The organism is Kitasatospora sp. NPDC001539 (assembly GCF_040298565.1).
In the GTDB taxonomy this organism is placed as follows: domain Bacteria; phylum Actinomycetota; class Actinomycetes; order Streptomycetales; family Streptomycetaceae; genus Kitasatospora.
This window is the reverse complement of sequence record NZ_JBEPAK010000037.1, coordinates 1-17,804: the sequence shown is the minus strand read 5'-3', so window position 1 is coordinate 17,804 and position 17,804 is coordinate 1. Positions and strand designations below refer to the sequence as shown.

Sequence of the window (17,804 nt, the reverse complement as noted above, 5' to 3'; positions counted from 1 at the left end):
TGCCGCAGGGCCCGCGACCGCTGCGCCGGCCCCCGGAGCCGCCCGCCTACGGCATCCCGCCGCGCCCCTCGGTGTCGATGTGCGGCAGGACCCGGTCCAGGAACCGCGGGGTCCACCAGGCCGCCGGCCCGAGCAGCGTCATCACCGCCGGCACCAGCAGCAGCCGCACGACCGTGGCGTCCACCAGCACGCTGACCGCCAGCCCCAGGCCCATCATCTTGATCACGACGTTGTCGCTGACGATGAACGCCGCGAACACACTGACCATGATCAGCGCCGCGCAGGAGATCACCCGCGCCGTGATCCCCAGCGCGTGCGCGACCGCGTCCCGGCTGTGCCCGGTGCGCAGCCAGAACTCGTGCACCCGCGAGAGCAGGAAGATCTCGTAGTCCATGCTCAGCCCGAACACGATCGCGAACATCATCATCGGCACGTAGCTCTCGATCGGGACCTTCCCCGCCACCCCCAGGGCCGGCCCGCCCCAGCCCCACTGGAAGACCGCCACCACCACCCCGTACGAGGCCGCGATCGAGAGCAGGTTGAGCACCGCCGCCTTGACGGCGACCAGCAGACCGCGGAAGACGGCGAGGATGATCAGGAAGGCCAGCCCCACCACCACCGCGATGATCAGGACCAGCCGGCTGGAGACGATGTCCAGGAAGTCGACCTGCGCCGCGGTGTTGCCGGTCAGATAGGTCTTCGCGCCGCTGCCGGCCGCCGCGTCCGGCAGCACGGTGTCCGACAGGTGGTTGACCAGGTCGGTGGTGGCGCGCTCCTGCGGGGCGCCGACCGGGATGACGGTGTCGAACAGCACCACGCCGTCCGGGCTGGCCTGCAGCGCCGTGGCGCTCGCGACGCCGGGCGTCCCGGCCAGGGCCTGCTGCAGCGAGGACTGCAGGCCCGCCCGCGCCCCGGCGGGCACCGCGCCCTGGTCGACGACCACGGTCAGCGGCCCGTTCGACCCCGGCCCGAAGGCCTGGGACATCAGGTCGTAGGCGCGCCGGTCGGTGAAGTCGGTGGAGTCGGCGCCGTCGCCGATGTGGCCCAGCTGGATGGACAGCAGCGGCACCGACAGCACCACGAGCACCACCACCCCCGCCACCAGGTACCGCCAGGGGTGCTCCTCCACCCGCCGCGCGTAGCGGTCCCAGCCGCCCTCCCCGCCCCCGGCGGCCTCCGCCACCGGACGGCGCACCGCGACCCGGTCCATCCGCGGCCCGATCAGCCCCATCAGCGCCGGCAGCAGCGTGAGCGCGCCCAGCACCGCCGACACCACGGTGACGGCCGCCGCGGCCCCGAGCTTGGCGATGAAGGAGATCCCCGACACCGACAGCCCCGACAACGCGATGATCACCGTGCAGCCCGACACCAGCACCGCCCGCCCGCTGGTCGCCACCGCCTGCCCCGCCGAGGCGACCGGATCCACCCCGTCCATCAGGTTCTGCCGGTGCCGGGTCAGCAGGAACAGCGCGTAGTCGATGCCCACCCCGATACCGATCATGGTCGCCAGGGTGGGCGCCACGGTGGCGAACGTGGACAGCGCCGCCACCAGCCCCAGCACCCCCAGCCCCACCACCGCCGCGAACAGCGCCGTCACCAGCGGCAGTCCGGCCGCGACCGCACTGCCGAAACCCACCAGCAGCACGACCACCGCCACCGCGAACCCGATCACCTCGCTGGCCCGGTCGTCCGGCGCCGGCCGGGCCAACTCGCCCAGCGGCCCCCCGTACTCCACCTGCACCCCCGCCTGGCGCAGCGGCGCCACGGCCGCGTCCACCCCCGCCAGGTAGCCGGTGCCCAGCAGCGCGGGAGCGGTGTCGAACCGCACCGTGATGTACCCGGTCAGCCCGTCCGCGGACAGCGGCCCGCCCGGCGGGGCGCTCTGCCCCGGCGGCGGCAGCGGGTTCTGCGCCGACAGCACGTGCGGCAGCTGCTGGAGCGAGGAGACGGCCTGGGCGATCTGCGGCTGGAAACCGGTCAGCTGCCCGGCGTCGTGCAGCACCACCTGCGAACTGGTGCCGGCGGCGGCCGGCTCGTGGGCCTGCAGCACGTCCTTGCCCTGCTGCGCCTGGGTGCCGGGCAGCGAGAAGTCGTCGGAGTACGTCCCGCCGACGCTCTTGTTGGCGGCCTGGATCCCGGCGAGGGCGACGATCCACAGCACGATGACCACCAGTGAGTGGCGCGCGCACCACGAACCCAGACGGCGCAGCACGGCGCGCCCGCCCGGCCGGGCGGCGGCCGGGGGCACACGGCGGGCGGACGGCGGCATGGACGGCTCCCGGGATCTGGCCTGCACGGCGGTGCGCCGAACCGGCGCAGTGTCCCCGCACGAGCGCCGCCCGCCACCGGTACCGCCCGGTAATCGCCCCGACGGCCTCCGCCCGGCCCAGGCTCCGGTGCCGGCCGCCCCCGGTGCCCGCGGCGCCGCCGCTGGTGGGCGCCCATCGGCCGGCGAAGTCCGCGTTCGCCGGACACCGCCCGACCGGCCCCACTACCCTGCGAACGTCCCCGGCTACCAGCTGTGACCGTTGGAGGAGGCGTCCGATGTCATCGCCCTGCGACCCCCACTACGCTCCCGTCGGCGACGTGAGCACGGCGCTCATGGTCATCGACTCCCGGCTCAGGGCCGTCTACGACGGGAAGTCCGGCTCGGACCCCGAACAGCAGCGGATGGTCGCCCACTTCGCCGCCTCCCTGGGCCCCACCGGGCTCCACGAGCTCCTGGACGGCACCTGCACCCTCATCTACGTGTACATGAACTGGCTGCGCTCGCTCCACGAGCAGCGCGACGAGGACGTCGTCGAACACGCGGTCGCCACCCTCGTCGCCACGATGCGCATGATGCCCAGGACCTTCCGCCCCGAGGTCATCCCCACCATGGCCGCCCTGCTCGTCGCCGCCGGCACCGGCCTGAGCCCCAACCTCTGGCGCGCCCAGTACGGCCCCTGGACGGAAGCGGAGATGAACCCGCTGGAAGCCGTCGCCGCCCTCCTGGCCGAACACATCAACCGGATGACCGGCGGCGACCGCGACTTCGCCACCCGCCTGGTCACCGACGCCCTGGCCGAGCTCGAGCAGGACTGACCCCGGGGCCGCGCCGCGCGCCGCGGTCAGCCGCCCGGCGGCCCCTCCCGCGGGCGCGGGCCCCCGCCGCCCCCGTCGCCGTCCTTCCCGCCGCCGCCCCCGTCGCCGTCCTTCCCGCCGCCGCCCCCGTCGCCGTCCTTCCCGCCGCCGCCCCCGTCGCCGTCCTTCCCGCCGCCGTTCCCGTCGCCGTCCTTTCCGCCGCCGTTCCCGTCGCCGTCCTTTCCGCCGTCGTCGGTGAAGTCGACGTCGACGCGCTGTTCCGGACGGCGCTCCTCCTGCCGCGCGATGGAGCCCAGGACCTCCTCGTCCGGCCCGGTGAGCGGGGGCTGCAGGATGCTGCGCGGCCACAGCCGCCGGTGCAGGACCACGTTCACCTCGGCCGCGTACACGGCGATCTGCGCGTTCAGGTAGAGCCAGGACAGCAGGCCGATGACGGTGGCGAAGAACCCGTAGACCGCCGTGGCGTGGCGCAGCTGGTGGGCCACCAGCAGGGCGCCGAAGGCCTGCAGCACGGTGAACAGGGGCCCGGCGAGCCCGCAGCCGGGCAGCAGGGCGCGGGTGGGGACGGTCCTGGGCGTCAGCACACGGAAGCAGGCCAGGCACAGGGCCGTGTTGACCAGCGCGGACAGCATCAGGCCGCCGACGCGGGCGGCCGGGCCGCCGAGGGTGAGGGTGACGAGGGTGGCGGCGGCGGTGGCCAGCAGCAGGCCGACGGCCAGGACGGCGAACAGCAGCAGGCTGCGGGCCAGGCGCGGCCAGTAGCCGGGGCGCACCACCCCCGGCACGTTCCAGATCTCGGCCATGGCGTGCTGGAGGACCTGCGCCACGCCGAGCGTGCCGTACAGCAGGCCCAGCAGGGCGATGACCAGGGCCAGCCCGCTGCCCTGGACGGAGTGGACGTTCTGGCGCAGCTGGTCGCCGACGATGGGGAAGTCGGCGAGCGCCGAGTTGACGACGGACCTCTGGACGTCCGGGTGCCCGTGGAGGACGAAGCCGAGGACGGTGCTCAGCAACAGCAGCAGCGGGATGAGCGCGACGAACCCGTAGTAGGTGATCAGCGCGGCGAGCAGGCCGCAGCGGTCGTCGCCGTACTTCTTGACCACGCCGACGACCAGCCCCGGGGCGGTGTGGCGCTGCTGGGCGCGGTCGACGGCGCGCAGGGCGCGTTCGATGGGGTTCATGTCCGCTCTCCCTCGCCGTCCGGCCGCAAAGCCGGTCCGCCACGGGTCGTTCGCAGTCGCGCCTACCCCTCGCGCCGCCGGCCACCGCCCGGCACCCCACCGTCCGGCACCCCGGCCCGCTGGACGGCACCGGCCCGGCCCCCGCCTCGCCCGCTCAGCCGCGCCGGTCGGTCAGCCGCACCGCCCGGTCAGCCGCGCCGGTCGGGCCGGTCGGACAGCAGGGCGCAGACGAAGTCCTCCTCGACGGCCCGCAGGTGGGCCAGCAGGTCGGGGTTGGCCGTCGCGTTCACCTGCTCGGTGACGCTGACGGTGACGCTGCGCCGCCCGTCGGCCGTGCCCGCGCCGAACTGGGTGTAGCCGGCGGTGTTGCCGGTGTGCCCGTACACGGCCCCGCAGCGGGTGGCGTACTCGAAGATCGCCAGTCCGGCGCGGTTGGTGCCGGGGCCGGCGGGCTGGGAGGCGCCGGGGACGAAGGTCCGCTGCTCGCGCCGGGCGGCGTCGCTGATCAGCGGGCCGCCGGCCCACGCGGCGGCGAAGGTGCTGAAGTCGCGGGGGGTGGAGACCATGCCGCCCGAGGCCCAGGCGCCGGAGGCGCCGAACCGGGTGCTGACGTCCTGCGGCGGCTCGGGCGGCTGCACGTCGTAGCCGTGCAGGTAGGGCTCGGGCAGCTCGTAGCCGGAGGGGAGGCTGGTCCCTGTCAGCCCCAGCGGCCGGTAGACCTCGGCGGCGAGCAGGTCCTCGTAGCGCTGACCGGTGGCGGCCTCGGCCATCAGGGCGACGGCGATGTTGTCGGAGTTGGAGTAGTGGTACTGCGTGCCGGGGGTGAACTCCAGGCCCTGGTCGGCGACGAAGTCCAGCAGGTGGCGGGAGACGAAGACGTAATGGGGGTCGGCGAGGATCTGCTCGACGAAGGCCGGCGCCTCGCTGTAGTCCGGCAGGCCGCTGGTGTGGTTGAGCAGCTCGCGCAGGGTCACGGCGCCCCAGGCGGCCGGCAGGGCGGGCAGCCGCTGGGCGAGGGTGTCGTCCAGGGCGAGCAGCCCGCAGTCGACCAGCCGCAGGGCGACCGCGCCGCTGAAGGCCTTGGAGGCACTGGCCAGGCGCATGTGGTCGTCGATCCGGGGCGCCCGATCGGTGCCGACCTCGGCCACGCCGGCGCGGAACACCCGCACCCGTTCGCCGTCGCGCAGCACCGCGATCGCCCCGGGCGGGCCGTCCGGGCGGTCCACCAGCTCCTGCAGGCGCTGCCGCAGCCCCCGTTCCCCGTCCTGCCCGGCCACGGCGCCGGCACCGCCCGCAGCGCCCACACCGCCTCCTGCGGCGGCGGGCCCGGCGGCCCCGGTGACCAGTGAGGCGGTGAGCAACGAGGCGGCGGCCACAACGGCGGCCCCACCTCCACGACGGCACGACAGCAGCGACACGGGGAAACCCTCCGACGGTGATCCGGCGGCGGACAACGCCCGCCGCCCCGGCCGCAAGGAATCACCCCCCGCCGCCGCGGGGAAACACCGGGCCCCGGACCGTGACCCGCCCGGCCGATCCCGGCCGATCCCCGCAGGGCGTCCGTCCGCACCGGGCGCCGACCGCGCGCCTCGCCCGGATCATGGGAGAAAAGGGGAAGGGGACGGCGGCCCCGGCCCGTGCGCGGCGGCGCGCGGCGGCCGTGGCCGGGCAGGTGGACGAGCCGACCGGAGGTGTGCGGCGTGAGCTGCGAGGACGCGGTGCTGGGCGGCGTGCTGGCGCACCTGCTGGACTGCTCCCGGGGGAGCGGGCCGGCCGAGCTGCCCGGCCTGGTGCGCGAGGCGGCCCGCGCCCTGGGCGCGGACGGCGCCCGGGTCTACCTGGCCGACGTCCAGCAGCGCCACCTCGTCCCGCTGCCCGAGCCCTGGGACGGGCCGCCCGGGGAGCGGGTCGACGTCGAGGGGACGCTCGGCGGGCGCGCCTACCGGCTGCAGCAGACCCAGCTCTCCGCCGCGACGCCCGCGGTGGGCTGGTTCCCGCTGGTCGACGGCGTCGAGCGGATCGGCGTGCTGCGGATCGAGGGCGCGGCGGGGGAGCCCCGCACCACCGCCCGCTGCGAGGCGCTGGCGGCGCTGGTCGCCCTGCTGGTGGTGTCCAAGAGCGCGTACAGCGACGTGCTCGTCGACGTGGGACGCGAGCACCGGATGAGCCTGCAGGCCGAACTGCTGTGGGCGTTCCTGCCGCCGCGCACCATCGGCACCCGCGACGTCACCTCCAGCGCCGTCCTGGAACCGGCCTACGACGTGGGCGGGGACGCCTTCGACCACGCGGTGGCGGGCGGGCACCTGCACGTGTCCGTGTTCGACGCGATGGGCCACGACCTCGCCTCCGGCGGCGCCAGCTCCGTCGCGCTGGCCGCCTGCCGCTCCACCCGGCGGGCCGGCGGCGGGCTGGCCGACATCGCCCGGACCATCGACCGCGCGCTGGCCCGCTGGATCCCGGACCGCCTGATGACCGCGGTGATCGCCGACCTCGACACGGCCACCGGCGAACTGTCCTGGGTCAACTGCGGCCATCCGCCGCCCCTGCTCATCCGCGAGGGCCACGTCGTCGCGGACGCCCTGCGCCGGCGCGCCGAACTGCCGCTCGGCCTCGGCTTCCACGAGGACGGGCCGCAGTCCGTCCACCACGCCAGGCTGCAGCCCGGCGACCGGCTGCTGGTCTACACCGACGGCGTCACCGAGGCCCGCTCGGCCTCCGGCGAGCTCTTCGGGGAGCGCCGGCTGACCGACACCCTCGTCCAGCACATGGCCGGCGGCGACCCGGCGCCCGAGGCCCTGCGCCGCCTCATCCACGTCCTGGTCACCCACCAGGACCACCGGCTGCGCGACGACGCCACCATCGCCCTGGTGGAGTGGCACCCGCGCCGCCCCGGGCCCTGAGCGCCCCGGCGCGCCCCTACGGCCCGGCCCCGGCGTCCGGGGTCGTCCGGTTCAGCAGCCCCAGGGCCTCCAGCAGCAGCCGGCAGTCCTCGACGCCGCGGGCCCGGGCCGCCACCGCGCGCCGCGCCCGGTCCTGGACCTCGGGCGGCCCGGGCTCGCCCGGCAGCGCGAACAGGTCGCCCATCGTCTGCAGTTCATGGTTCGGCCGAGTCGTCGTGGACACCCTCGCCTCCGATGTGGAACGTGGCCAACTCTCCAGGCTACTGCCGCCGCGCACCGTCCCGGGGGCAGCCGGTCAGCCCGCTCCGCCGACGCGGGAATCCCGCGGCCGCGACGTGCCGGCCGCATCCCCCCGGCCCCGCCGCCACCCGCCCGCCCGCGGGCCGCGCACCGGGCGGCCCGGCCTCCGCGCCACCGCGACACCGGGGCGCTGGGGCGCCGGAACGCCGGATCGGCGCCATGCGGCACGGCGGGCCGCCGGCCCGCAGCACCGCCCACCCGGGTGCCGCACCGCCGCCGCCACCCGCCGGCGCGCCCTCGCCGAACCGCGCCCCGGCCGCGCACCACCGCCCCTCGGGCCCTGCCCCCGACGCACTGTCAGTGCCTCCTCATACCGTGGTCACAACGTCGGAGGGAACGCCGGAAAGGCGCCGGAAAGGCGCCCGCGAAAGCGTCGGAAAAAAAGGGGTGGAGCATGTCCGGGAACCGGATCAAGCACAAGGTCAACCACGTTTCCCTGGTGGTCGACAAATCCGGCTCGATGCGCCAGCACCAGGAGCAACTCATCCGGGTGGTCGACGAGTTCGTCAAGGGCCTCCAGGAGGAATCCGACCGGCTCGGCCACGAGACCCGCATCAGCCTCTACGCGTTCGACCACGAAGTGCAGAACCTCGTCTGGGACATGGACGTCAAGCACCTGCCGTCCCTGCGCGGCCTCTACCGGGTCGACAACGGGGCGACGGCACTGATCGAGGCCGCCGTGAAGTCCGTCGACGACCTGAAGAACATCTGGGAGGGCTACGGGGAGCACTCCTTCCTCCAAGTCGTCGTCACCGACGGCGAGGAGAACGCCTCCGGCTGCTCCGAGAGCGGCCAGATGCACATCCACATGCCCGACGGGCGGGGCACCGCCGTCCTCCAGGGCTGGATGGGCCGCATCCGCACCGCCATGGACGACCTGCCCGACCACTGGACCTCGGCCATCCTCGTCCCCAACTCCCTGGCCAAGCGCACCGCCCAGGAGTACGGCTTCCCGGCGGGCAACATCGCCATCTGGGACGCCGACTCCAGCCAGGGCGTCGAGGAGGCCATCGGCACCGTCAAGAGCGCCGCCACCAGCTTCCTGCGCGGCCGCGAGAAGGGCGTGCGCGGCACCCGGAACCTCTTCGCCATGGGCCAGGACCTGAACACCGCCGACGTGAAGGCCAACCTCGCCGCCCTCGACACCGGCAAGTACATCCTGATCCCGGTCGACCAGCCGACCCCGATCCGCGACTTCGTCACCAGCGCCGGCCACGCCTACACCACCGGCTGCGCCTTCTACGAACTGTCCAAGCGCGAGAAGATCCAGGGCGGCAAGCAGCTCGCCGTGGCGGAGAAGGACCCGGCGACCGGCCGGATGACCGGCAGGGTCTTCTCGGGCCCGGCGGCCCGCCGCCTCCTCGGCCTGCCCGCCGCGGAGGCCACCGTCCGCCCCGGCGAGAACCCGTCGTACACCGTCTTCGTCCAATCGACGTCCGTCAACCGCAAGTTGGTGCCGGGCACCAAGCTCCTCGTCCTCCTGTAGGCCGCCCCGCGGCCCGCGGCCGGCCCGCGCCGCCCGCGGCGTCCGTGTCGGTGAACGGCGGCGTGGGCCCTTGAAGAGAGCGTGACGGCGGTCACATACTCCGGGGATGAGCGACGAGTTCGGCCGACGGATCGGGTCCACCTGACATGACTCGGATCATCGCGGACATCTCCCTCTCCCTCGACGGCTTCGTCACCGGGCCCGACCCCGGCCCGGACAACGGCCTGGGCACCGGAGGCGAGGCCCTGCACGCCTGGGCGTTCTCCGACGACCCCGACGACCGGCGGCTCCTGGCCGAAGCGACCCGCCGCTCGGGCGCCGTCGTCCTCGGCCGCCGGCTCTTCGACATCGTCGACGGGCCCCAGGGCTGGAACGAGGACACCGGCTACGGCGCCGGCGAGGTCGGCAAACCCGCCCTCGTCGTCGTCACCAGCACCCCGCCGCGCACGGTGCGCCTCGGCGACCTCGACTGGACCTTCGTCACCACCGGCCTGTCCGACGCCGTCACCGCCGCCCGCCGGCGCGCCGAAGCCGCCTCGGCGCGCACCGGCACCGACCTCGACGTCGTCCTCATGGGCGGCGCCGCCCTGATCCGCTCGGCCCTGGACGCCGCACTCGTCGACACCCTGTCGCTGCACCTGGCACCCGTCGTGCTGGGCTCGGGCACCCCGCTGTTCACCGGCGCGGTGCCCCGCACCCTGAAACGGCGCAGCGCCGTCGCGACCACGACCGCCACGCACCTGGTCTACGACGTGCTCTGACGGCACCGGCCCCGGGCGCTCCGCTTTTCGGGGGGCAGCCACCGCCTCCCGGTGTGGCAGGGGCGCCGCCGTCAGCGGCGCTCCTCTATGAATTGACCGGCGGGCCCGGCCGGTTCGGCAGCAGGGCCGCTCCGCCTTCCCACGTGCACATCCGTCCGAACGAGGGAGCACCCGTGACCGACACCCCCGGGGCCACGGACCGCGGCCGCACCGCCGCCGTCCTGACCGGGCTGGGGGCGTGGCTGCCGCCGCGCCGCGTTCCCAACAGCGAGCTGTGCACCCGCATCGACAGCTCGGACCAGTGGATCCGCGAGCGCATCGGCATCGCCGAACGCCGGATCGCGGAACCGCCCGTCGCCACGGGGGACATGGCGGTGGAGGCCGCGGCCCGCGCCCTGGCCTCCGCCGGAGTCTGCGGCGCGGACGCGCTGGTGCTGGCCACCAACACCCCCGACCGCCCCTGCCCGGCCACGGCCCCGTGGGTCGCCCACCGCCTGGGCCTGCCCGCCGTGGCCGCCTTCGACGTCATGGCGGGCTGCTCCGGCTTCCTGTACGCCTGCACCGTCGCGGCCGGCCTGATCGCCGCGGGCACGGCCCAGCGGGTGCTGGTGGTGGGCGCCGAGACGATGACCTCCCTCGTCGACCCCGCCGACCGGGCCACCGCGCCGATCTTCGGCGACGGCGCCGGCGCCGCCGTCCTGGAGGCCGGCCCGCCGCACGCCGAGGGGGCGCTGGGCCCGGTGGTGTGGGGCAGCGACGGCTCCCTCTCCGATGCCATCGCCGTCCCCGCGGGCGGTGCCCGCGAGCGCCACCGCCGCCACCTGGCCGCCCCCGAGGAGCACTTCGTGCAGATGCGCGGCAACGAGGTCTTCCGGCACGCCGTGCGCCGGATGTCGGCCGCCGCCCGGCAGGCGGCCGCCGCGGCCGGCTGGGGGATCGGCGACGTCGACCGCCTGATCGCCCACCAGGCGAACCAGCGCATCACCGCCACCGTCGCCGACACCCTGGGCATCCCCGCGGCGCACGCCCCGTCCAACATCGCGCAGGTGGGCAACACCGCGGCCGCCTCCGTGCCGCTGCTGCTGGCCCACGCCGCCGACCAGGGCGAGCTGAAACCCGGCCACAAGGTCCTGCTGGTCGCCTTCGGCAGCGGCCTGGCCTGGGCGGCCACCACCCTGGTGTGGCCCGCCGGGCTCAGCGCCCGCCTGCCCTGACCGGCCGCCCGGCCCACCCCACCCACCGGCCGCCGCACCCGTGAGCCGGCCGCCCGCCCCCTCGGAGGGAAACGCCCGTGACGTTCGAGCAAGTCAAAGAGATCCTGACGGCCCGGTGCGGCCTGCCCTCCGGGCCCGTCACCCCCGACGCCCCCCTCGCCAGCGCCGGCGTCGACTCCATGGCCCTGGTGGTGCTCTCCCTCCACCTGGAGGACCGTTTCGGCGTGGACATCAGCGAGGACGACCTGGCCGCCGCCAGGACCGTGGACGACCTCGCCGCACTGATCGGCCGGCACGCCGAGTGCCGCGGATGACACCGCCGGCCCCGCCCCAGCCCGCCGAGGACCTCCACCGCCTGCGCTGGCACGGCATGGGCTACGGCTGCCGGATCGTGCACGCCGGACCGCTCCCGCAGGACTGGCGGAACCCGCGCCCCGGCACCGAACCCCTCCTGCTGCTCGGCGGCGCCCTGCAGGACATGTACGCGTGGCCCCGGCTGGAACGGCGCATCGCCCCCCACACCCCGGTGATCCTCGCCGACCTGCCCGGCACCGGCACCGCCGACGACCTGCCCGAGGAGGAGGGCTTCGACACCCTGGCCGCCGCGGCCCTGCACCTGCTGGACGCCCTCGGCCTGCCGCGCGTCAACGTCCTGGGAGCCTCCTACGGAGCACCGATCGCCTACCGGATCGCCCAGCGCTGCCCGCACCGGGTCAGCCGCCTGCTGCTGGCCGGCACCACCCACCGGGTCACCGGCACCATGCGGGACTTCCTGCGCGAGGCCGTCCGCCACATCGAGGCCACCGCCCCCGGCCCCGGGGAATCCCTGGACGGCGCCTGCCCGGCGAACGGCACCTACGCCGACCGGCTGGTGCGCTACCTGGTCAACACCGACGAACACCACCGCGTCCAGCAGTCCGCCGCCGTCCAGCGGCTGCTGCGCAAGCAGGCGCTGCGCACCACCTGGCGCCAGGCGCGCCGCCACGCGGCGTGCCACCGCCGCGTCCTGGACCGCGCTCTCATCCCGCACGGCGGCATCACCGGCGTGCCCGCCCTGGTCTTCACCGGCGAGCACGACATCACCACCTCCCCGCGGCAGAACCGGGACGTCGCGCGCACCATCACCGGCTCCACCCTGGTCCTGCTCAAGGAGGCCGACCACATGGCCCACCTGGAACGCGACGCCGAATACGCCCACCTCGTCCTGCGGTTCCTGCACGACGAACCGCTCGACGACCTGGACTTCGCGTACCCCGCTCAGAGCCCGTCTTGAACCCCCCCCGCCCCCGCGCCGACCGGGCGCGGTGGGCCCGTGGGACCCGCCCGGACGAGAGGACCAGTCCATGCCCCGCACCCCCACCCGCCCCTGGCGGCGGTGGCGCGCCGCACCGGAGCTGACCACCGGCCCCGCCGACGACGTGGAGAACGCCAGCCGGCGCTTCCTCCTCTACGGGGTGCTGCCGCTGTGGTTCGCCCCGGCCGTCGGCGACTGGGTCATGCACCGCCGCTCCGACATCGAGGACACCAGCGGCGTGCGGGAATCCCTCGTCCACGCCCTGATGATGGCCGAGGCCGGCGCCCCGGTCGTCCTCGGCCTGGTCGCCGAGATCAACCCCCTGGTCCTCGCCACCATGGGCGCCGCCGCCCTCGCCCACGGCGCCACCGCCCTGTGGGACGTCACCATCGCCACCGGCCGACGGGACGTCACCCCGCTCGAGCAGCACATCCACAGCTTCCTGGAAGTGCTCCCGCTCACCGCCGTCGCCTTCACCGCCTGCCTGCACTGGGACCAGGTCCGCTCCCTGGCCCGCGGCGGCGACACCCGCCGGGCCTGGCGCCTCAACCCCAAGCCCCACCCCCTGCCCGCCCGCTACCTGGCCGGCTTCGCCGCCGCCACCACCGCGTTCGTCGCGCTGCCCTACGGCGAGGAACTGCTGCGCTGCGCCCGCGCCGCCCGCCGGGGCCGGGCGGCGCGGTGAGGGGCTGGGGCTCAGGCGGTGTCGAGGGCGGCGTCGGCGTGCTGGCCGGCGGCGCTCTGTTCGATGCGCCGGGCGAGCATGGTCGCCATCTTCTGCAGCCTCGGCACGTCGGAGGGGCCGGTGGTCATGACGCCGGCGACGACGGTGCCCACGCGCATGAGGATGACGTCGCCGGTGTCGCTGTCGAACGTGCCGCTGAAGGCGTGGGTCTCGTTGCCGATGGTCGCCACCGGGATCGGGGAGGCGTTCTGTCCGGCCTTCTTCGTGGTCGTCGTGAGGTAGGCGGTCGCCTGGGACGAGCCGGCGAAGGTGGTGATCATGAAGGAGGCCTTGGCGCCCGAGGCCTCGAAGTCGACGGTGCCGGAGAGCTTGCAGCCGGGGCAGTCCTCCTCGGTGCCGTCCGCCGTGTCCACCTCCTTGCGGTGGGACTTCCAGCCGGGCATGGTCGCCGGGTCCGGGAGGGTCTGCTTGACCGTGCTCTCGTCGGCGAGGACGGTCGGGAAGTCCACCCACTGCTGCGCGACGGTGCCGGCCAGCGCCCCGGTGACCGGGCTGGAGCCGCAGGCGCTCAGCGCGCCCCCCAGCAGGATCGACGCCAGGCCCAGGCCCAGCCCCCTCGCGGCGGCACCGGTGTGCACGGTCATGCGCAACTCCCCCGTTCGTGACGATCGCCGGCGCCCGCCCCGCCCGCACGGGGCGCCGGCGGCCGCACCGGCCTTCCAAGATCGACAGATGATACGTCAGAACGGCGTCCTCCCACCGGCCCCCGGCCGCGGCACCACGCCCGGGGCGCCGCGGCCGGGGGTGCGGACGCCGGGCGCGGCCGCCGCGCCCGGCGCGGTCACAGCCGGGTGAGCTTGCGGCGCCCCGCCCGCCGGCGCAGCTCCGGCAGGCGCCGCTGCGCGGCCTCGGCGGCGTGCCGCTGGCGTTCGTGGAGCACCCCGTAGGCGAAGGCGTCCTGCTCGGCGCCGGCCTCCCGGCCCTCCAGGGCGATCAGCTCCTGCCGGGCCACCACGCTGTCCTGGTGGGCGCCCAGGACCTTGTGCAGGTCCTTCATCCGGCCCGCGAAGCGCGCCGCCCGCTTCGCCGAACGCCGCGGGACCTGCGACTGGGCGTGGTCGGCGGTGTAGCGGGCGCGCTTGGCGGCCTTGCGGGCGCCGTGCAGGGCCAGGTCGCGCCGCGGGCCCGGCTCCAGGCCCAGCGCCCGGTCCAGGCGCTTGAGCGTGCGGCGCTGCTCGCGCCGCAGGACCTCGCGCGCGTAGCGGCGCGCGTCCCGCCCGGCCCGGCGCCGGCGCAGCGGGGGGTCGGCGGCGAAGGCGTCGAGCCGCTCCAGCAGGGCGTAGTAGCGGGCGCCGTCGAGTTCGGCGACCACCTGGCGCCAGGCGGTGCGGTAGCCCTGGGCGTAGCGCTCGGTGAGCCGGCCGCGCAGGGCGCCCCGGCGCAGCCGGGCGGGCACCGCGTCCAGCTGGTCCACCAGCGTCTCGCCGAGCACTTCCTGGTCCCGGGCCCGGCCGAGCAGCCGCCCCAGCCGGCGCAGTTCGGCGGCCGGCGCCTCGGTGCTCCCGCGCCGGAAGAGCCGCCGGTGGGCCTTGAGCAGGCTGCGCAGCCGGCGGGCGGTGATCCGCATCTGGTGCACGGAGTCCGCGCGGCCCAGGCGCACGGCCGCGTCCAGGGCCAGCAGCGCCTCCAGCTGGGCCCGGAAGCCGTCCATGACCAGGGCGCCCGCCGATCCGGGGGCCTGGGCGGCCACCCGGGGGGCGGAGCCGGCCCCGGCCGCGCGCGTCCCGTCCAGGGCCCGGGCGAGTTTGGAGGGCCAGGGCGAGCGGGCCAGTCCCGCGTCGGTGAACACCGCCTCGACGCGGTCCAGCAGCTCCGGCGTGCCGTGGTCCAGCTCGACCTCGAACTCCGTCCATCCGCCGACCTCGGTGGTGCTCCCGCCGTCCACGCCGAGGGCCTGGGCCGCGACCCGGTCCTCGGTGACCTGCGCGAGGACCTCCTCGCGCTCGTCGCGCAGCAGCACCCGGCGACGGTGGGTGCGCAGGTGCGCCACCGGCACCAGCGCGGCGCCGCGGGTGAAGGCCGCGACCAGCCGCACCAGCTCGGCCGGCACCTCGCCGCCGCCGGGCGGCGCCGGCAGGCGGACCTCCTCGCGCTCGTCGCCGGTGCGCGGCAGCTTGAGGTGCCAGCCGGCGTCCTCGCCGCCGCCGCGCCGGCGCACGGTGATGTGCCGGCGCAGCAGGCGCAGGTCGGCGGTGTCGTAGTAGACCGCGTCCAGGTCCTGGGGCGCGGCGTCCCGCACAGCGGCAACGCCCGGCAGGCGGTCGAGCCGCGGAAGCGCGGCGCCGTCGTACTTTCGCTCCGTCTCCACATGCTGTGTGCCCATGTGCCTGCGCGTGCCCGCAACGGGCGCGGGCATGTGCGGGCCCGGCGAACGTTCGCCGGGCCCGCACACGGCCGCCGCCCGGGGGCTCAGACGGCGCCGCTGCGCACGGGGCCGGCCGGGCGGCGGCGTCTGCGGCCGGCGGCGAGCAGGAGCGTCAGCGCGATCAGGGTCGCGGCGCAGGCGAGGGTGGCCAGCCCCAGCCGGCTCTGCCAGGGCGTCAGCGTCTTGCCGAGGTCGAGGACGAAGAGCCGGTCGGACAGCACGTAGCCGATGACGGTGGACATGCCCGTGACGGCGGCGGCGATCCACAGCCACAGCCTGTCGCGGACCACGAGGGCCACGGCCAGGACCACGCACAGGGCGGCGAGCGCGGTGAACCCGATGTCCGCGGCCCGGTTCTGGCCCCAGTAGGGGGAGACGATCGACAGGTGGAGGCCGCCGCTGGCCACCAGCGCGGCGGCGGCGAACCACCGCAGCGGCGAGCGCGCCGGACGCAGCCGGGCGACGGGCCCGCGCCCGCCCCGCGCCCCGGCCGCCGCGGCCGCCTCGTCCTCGGCGTCGGCCCCGGCGCCGCCCGGGGCCTCGGCACCCGGGCCGGGCGGCGCCGCGGGGGCGGGGGAGTGGGCGGGGCTGGCTCCGGAGCGGATGGAGTGCAGCAGCTGCGTCAGGTGGGCGACGTCGGCCACCGGGCGCAGGGCCGCGGCCTCGCACAGGGCGTCCCGGATGCCGCTGTCGGGATCGGTGCCCAACAAGGCGGTGAGGCGGGCGACGTCGTCGGCGGAGCGGGTGAGGACGGCCGCGCGCAGGATCTCCGCGGCACTGGCGGGGGCATCCGGGCGCAGGAGCGCGAGCAGGCGCGCCAGGTCCTCGACCGGGCGGGTGGCCACCGCGCGCTGGAGGGCGGGCGCAAGACGCGAGGTCCGTTCGGAGCCGAGGTGGTGCAGGAGGTCGGCCACCTCCTCGACCGGGCGGGCCGCCGCCGCTTCCAGCATCGTCACGGCGAAGGCGTCGCCGGGCGACACGCCGGGCGCCGCCTCGGGCGCCGCGGCGGCGGCCGGCGCGGGCGAGGGTGACGCACCGTCGGCGGGGCCGGGAGCGGGATCCGGTGCCGTCACGGCGGTGCGACCGGGGGAGAACGGGCGAGCCATCGGGCCTCCTGAGAGCGGACAACTGGGAGAGCGTCGGTCCCACCGCTGTGTCGAGCCCGGGACAGCTGAACTCCTCCAGCACTCCTCCAGCCTGCTCATCGGCCAGCCGAGTGCCACCGGGGCCGGGCATTCGGAGGACGGGCGGGACCCGGGGGAGTGGGCGCCGCCCGCGCGGCGGTGCGCGCCGGGCCGGCCGGGGCATGCCTCGGGGATTCGGCGGAACCGGCCGCACGGCCGCGGTCGAGGGCGGCGGCGCACCGTGTCGTGATTCCGGGTGAACGGGCCCGGCGCGTCGGCGCGATGGCGCCCGGGCCCCGGCGGCGGGCGGCTAGGACGGGGGGATGCGCCTTCCCCTTCCGACCGCACTCCTGGCGGTCCCGCTCGCCCTGCTCCCCGCCGCCGTCCCCGGCCACGCGTCCGCCGGGTGGCAGCCGGCCGCCGCCCGGGCGGCCGCCCCCCGCACCCTCCCCGCGCCCGTCCGTCCCGCCCCGCCGGCCCTGCCGCTGGACGGCTCGACGCAACCCCCGGAGTACCGCTACACCGGCGCCGGCTTCGACGCCTGCTCGGCCCCGCCGGCCGAGGCCCTGTACGTCTGGCGCAGCGCCTCGCCCTACGGCGCGGTCAACATCTACACCAGCGGCAGCCAGCGCGGCTGCCAGCAGCCCCGGCTGACGCCGCAGTGGGTCTCCACGGTCCGGGCGATGGGCTGGAAGCTGGTGCCCACGCACGTCGGGCTCCAGGCGCCCTGCGCCCAGCGCGACGACAAGCCGCTGCGGATCGACCCGGCCCGGGCCGAGGAGCAGGGCGGCCAGGAGGCCGGCGAGGCCGCGCAGGCGCTGCAGGAGTTGGGGCTGGGCCCGGGCAGCCCGGTCTACCTCGACATCGAGTCCTACCCGACGGGCGACGCGGTGTGCAGCGCCGCGGTGGTCGACTTCACCGTCGGCTGGACCAGGACGCTGTGGGCGGCCGGGTACCGCTCGGGCTTCTACTCCAGCATGAGCTCCGGCATCGCCGACATCGTCGCCGCCGCCCGGGCCGGCCGCGCCCCGATGCCCGACGCGATCTGGTACGCCCGCTGGGACGGACGCCCCACGACCGACGGACAGGCCGGGCTGCCCGACGACCTGTGGGCCGCCCACCGCATCCACCAGTACCGCGGCAGCGCCGACGAGACGTACGGAGGGGTGACGCTCAACATCGACCGCGACCAACTGGACGGCCTGGTCGCCGCCGACGCCTGAGCCGCCCCGGCCGCGGCGGGCGCTGCCCCGCCGCCCCCGCCCTCCGCCGCCCGCCCCCGACCCGGTCGGGGGCGCGCCTCGACGCCGGGTGACGCCGCCGCCCCACATAGGACGAGCGACGTGGAGG

16 protein-coding genes are annotated in these 17,804 nt (G+C 76.0%); 9 read left to right on the top strand and 7 right to left on the bottom strand.

Annotated features, from left to right (window positions below; genetic code table 11):
• Nucleotides 1–46: 46 nt before the first annotated feature.
• The gene (locus ABT247_RS09250; protein WP_350740427.1) at nucleotides 47–2,269 is read right to left on the bottom strand and encodes an MMPL family transporter; all 2,223 of its coding nucleotides are present in this window, start codon (nucleotides 2,267–2,269) and stop codon (nucleotides 47–49) included.
• Between the two features lie 275 nt (nucleotides 2,270–2,544).
• Between ABT247_RS09250 and ABT247_RS09245 the strand changes: the two genes are divergently transcribed.
• Nucleotides 2,545–3,084 carry a hypothetical protein gene (locus tag ABT247_RS09245; RefSeq protein ID WP_350740424.1) on the top strand — a complete coding sequence of 180 codons (540 nt, stop codon included), beginning with the start codon at nucleotides 2,545–2,547 and terminating at the stop codon, nucleotides 3,082–3,084.
• A gap of 26 nt (nucleotides 3,085–3,110) precedes the next feature.
• Here ABT247_RS09245 and ABT247_RS09240 read toward each other — a convergent pair whose 3' ends face one another.
• Both ABT247_RS09240 and ABT247_RS09235 read right to left on the bottom strand, forming a co-directional pair.
• Nucleotides 3,111–4,265, bottom strand: a complete 1,155-nt coding sequence (locus ABT247_RS09240; RefSeq protein ID WP_350740422.1) for a YihY/virulence factor BrkB family protein — start codon at nucleotides 4,263–4,265, stop codon at nucleotides 3,111–3,113.
• 188 nt (nucleotides 4,266–4,453) lie between these two features.
• A complete protein-coding gene (locus ABT247_RS09235; protein WP_502892415.1) occupies nucleotides 4,454–5,641 on the bottom strand; it encodes a serine hydrolase domain-containing protein in 1,188 nt (395 codons plus the stop codon).
• 324 nt (nucleotides 5,642–5,965) lie between these two features.
• Here ABT247_RS09235 and ABT247_RS09230 point away from each other — a divergent pair, with 324 nt between their 5' ends.
• Nucleotides 5,966–7,165, top strand: a complete 1,200-nt coding sequence (locus ABT247_RS09230; RefSeq protein WP_350740419.1) for a PP2C family protein-serine/threonine phosphatase — start codon at nucleotides 5,966–5,968, stop codon at nucleotides 7,163–7,165.
• Nucleotides 7,166–7,181: 16 nt separating this feature from the next.
• Here ABT247_RS09230 and ABT247_RS09225 read toward each other — a convergent pair whose 3' ends face one another.
• Entirely contained in the window at nucleotides 7,182–7,388 is a 207-nt protein-coding gene (locus tag ABT247_RS09225; RefSeq protein ID WP_350740417.1) for a hypothetical protein, read from the bottom strand.
• A 471-nt stretch (nucleotides 7,389–7,859) separates the two neighbouring features.
• Between ABT247_RS09225 and ABT247_RS09220 the strand changes: the two genes are divergently transcribed.
• The 6 genes from ABT247_RS09220 to ABT247_RS09195 all read left to right on the top strand — a co-directional run bounded on the left by ABT247_RS09220 (nucleotide 7,860) and on the right by ABT247_RS09195 (nucleotide 12,905).
• Nucleotides 7,860–8,951, top strand: coding sequence for a vWA domain-containing protein (locus ABT247_RS09220; protein ID WP_350740415.1), 1,092 nt, complete (start codon nucleotides 7,860–7,862; stop codon nucleotides 8,949–8,951).
• Nucleotides 8,952–9,097: 146 nt separating this feature from the next.
• The gene (locus tag ABT247_RS09215) at nucleotides 9,098–9,712 is read left to right on the top strand and encodes a dihydrofolate reductase family protein (protein WP_350740412.1); all 615 of its coding nucleotides are present in this window, start codon (nucleotides 9,098–9,100) and stop codon (nucleotides 9,710–9,712) included.
• Between the two features lie 173 nt (nucleotides 9,713–9,885).
• On the top strand, nucleotides 9,886–10,926 hold the full coding sequence (locus ABT247_RS09210; protein WP_350740409.1) for a beta-ketoacyl-ACP synthase III: 1,041 nt from the start codon (nucleotides 9,886–9,888) through the stop codon (nucleotides 10,924–10,926).
• A gap of 77 nt (nucleotides 10,927–11,003) precedes the next feature.
• Nucleotides 11,004–11,240, top strand: a complete 237-nt coding sequence (locus ABT247_RS09205; RefSeq protein WP_350740406.1) for an acyl carrier protein — start codon at nucleotides 11,004–11,006, stop codon at nucleotides 11,238–11,240.
• Nucleotides 11,237–12,199, top strand: a complete 963-nt coding sequence (locus ABT247_RS09200; protein ID WP_350740403.1) for an alpha/beta fold hydrolase — start codon at nucleotides 11,237–11,239, stop codon at nucleotides 12,197–12,199. The genes ABT247_RS09205 and ABT247_RS09200 overlap by 4 nt, the downstream gene beginning before the upstream one ends.
• A gap of 70 nt (nucleotides 12,200–12,269) precedes the next feature.
• Nucleotides 12,270–12,905 (top strand): diguanylate cyclase, encoded by a 636-nt coding sequence (locus ABT247_RS09195; protein WP_350740400.1) that lies wholly within the window; start codon nucleotides 12,270–12,272, stop codon nucleotides 12,903–12,905.
• 11 nt (nucleotides 12,906–12,916) lie between these two features.
• On the opposite strand, the gene ABT247_RS09190 is transcribed toward ABT247_RS09195, so the two are convergent.
• The 3 genes from ABT247_RS09190 to ABT247_RS09180 form a co-directional block, all read right to left on the bottom strand.
• Nucleotides 12,917–13,549: a hypothetical protein gene (locus ABT247_RS09190; RefSeq protein ID WP_350740397.1), complete on the bottom strand. Its 633-nt coding sequence runs from the start codon at nucleotides 13,547–13,549 to the stop codon at nucleotides 12,917–12,919.
• Nucleotides 13,550–13,746: 197 nt separating this feature from the next.
• Complete coding sequence (locus ABT247_RS09185) at nucleotides 13,747–15,288, bottom strand: CYTH and CHAD domain-containing protein (RefSeq protein ID WP_350740394.1); 1,542 nt, start codon at nucleotides 15,286–15,288, stop codon at nucleotides 13,747–13,749.
• A gap of 86 nt (nucleotides 15,289–15,374) precedes the next feature.
• Complete coding sequence (locus ABT247_RS09180) at nucleotides 15,375–16,436, bottom strand: hypothetical protein (protein ID WP_350740392.1); 1,062 nt, start codon at nucleotides 16,434–16,436, stop codon at nucleotides 15,375–15,377.
• A gap of 341 nt (nucleotides 16,437–16,777) precedes the next feature.
• On the opposite strand from ABT247_RS09180, the gene ABT247_RS09175 reads away from it, so the two are divergent.
• Entirely contained in the window at nucleotides 16,778–17,677 is a 900-nt protein-coding gene (locus ABT247_RS09175) for a DUF1906 domain-containing protein (protein ID WP_350740389.1), read from the top strand.
• The last annotated feature ends 127 nt before the right edge of the window (nucleotides 17,678–17,804 follow it).

What these genes read in the sequence shown, in the direction of transcription:
- ABT247_RS09190 (WP_350740397.1), bottom strand. Translation starts at nt 13,549, where the DNA reads ATGACCGTGCACACCGGTGCCGCCGCGAGGGGGCTGGGCCTGGGCCTG.
- ABT247_RS09185 (WP_350740394.1), bottom strand. Translation starts at nt 15,288, where the DNA reads ATGGGCACACAGCATGTGGAGACGGAGCGAAAGTACGACGGCGCCGCG.
- ABT247_RS09195 (WP_350740400.1), top strand. Translation starts at nt 12,270, where the DNA reads ATGCCCCGCACCCCCACCCGCCCCTGGCGGCGGTGGCGCGCCGCACCG.
- ABT247_RS09215 (WP_350740412.1), top strand. Translation starts at nt 9,098, where the DNA reads ATGACTCGGATCATCGCGGACATCTCCCTCTCCCTCGACGGCTTCGTC.
- ABT247_RS09240 (WP_350740422.1), bottom strand. Translation starts at nt 4,265, where the DNA reads ATGAACCCCATCGAACGCGCCCTGCGCGCCGTCGACCGCGCCCAGCAG.
- ABT247_RS09180 (WP_350740392.1), bottom strand. Translation starts at nt 16,436, where the DNA reads ATGGCTCGCCCGTTCTCCCCCGGTCGCACCGCCGTGACGGCACCGGAT.
- ABT247_RS09250 (WP_350740427.1), bottom strand. Translation starts at nt 2,269, where the DNA reads ATGCCGCCGTCCGCCCGCCGTGTGCCCCCGGCCGCCGCCCGGCCGGGC.
- ABT247_RS09245 (WP_350740424.1), top strand. Translation starts at nt 2,545, where the DNA reads ATGTCATCGCCCTGCGACCCCCACTACGCTCCCGTCGGCGACGTGAGC.
- ABT247_RS09175 (WP_350740389.1), top strand. Translation starts at nt 16,778, where the DNA reads ATGCGCCTTCCCCTTCCGACCGCACTCCTGGCGGTCCCGCTCGCCCTG.
- ABT247_RS09200 (WP_350740403.1), top strand. Translation starts at nt 11,237, where the DNA reads ATGACACCGCCGGCCCCGCCCCAGCCCGCCGAGGACCTCCACCGCCTG.
- ABT247_RS09220 (WP_350740415.1), top strand. Translation starts at nt 7,860, where the DNA reads ATGTCCGGGAACCGGATCAAGCACAAGGTCAACCACGTTTCCCTGGTG.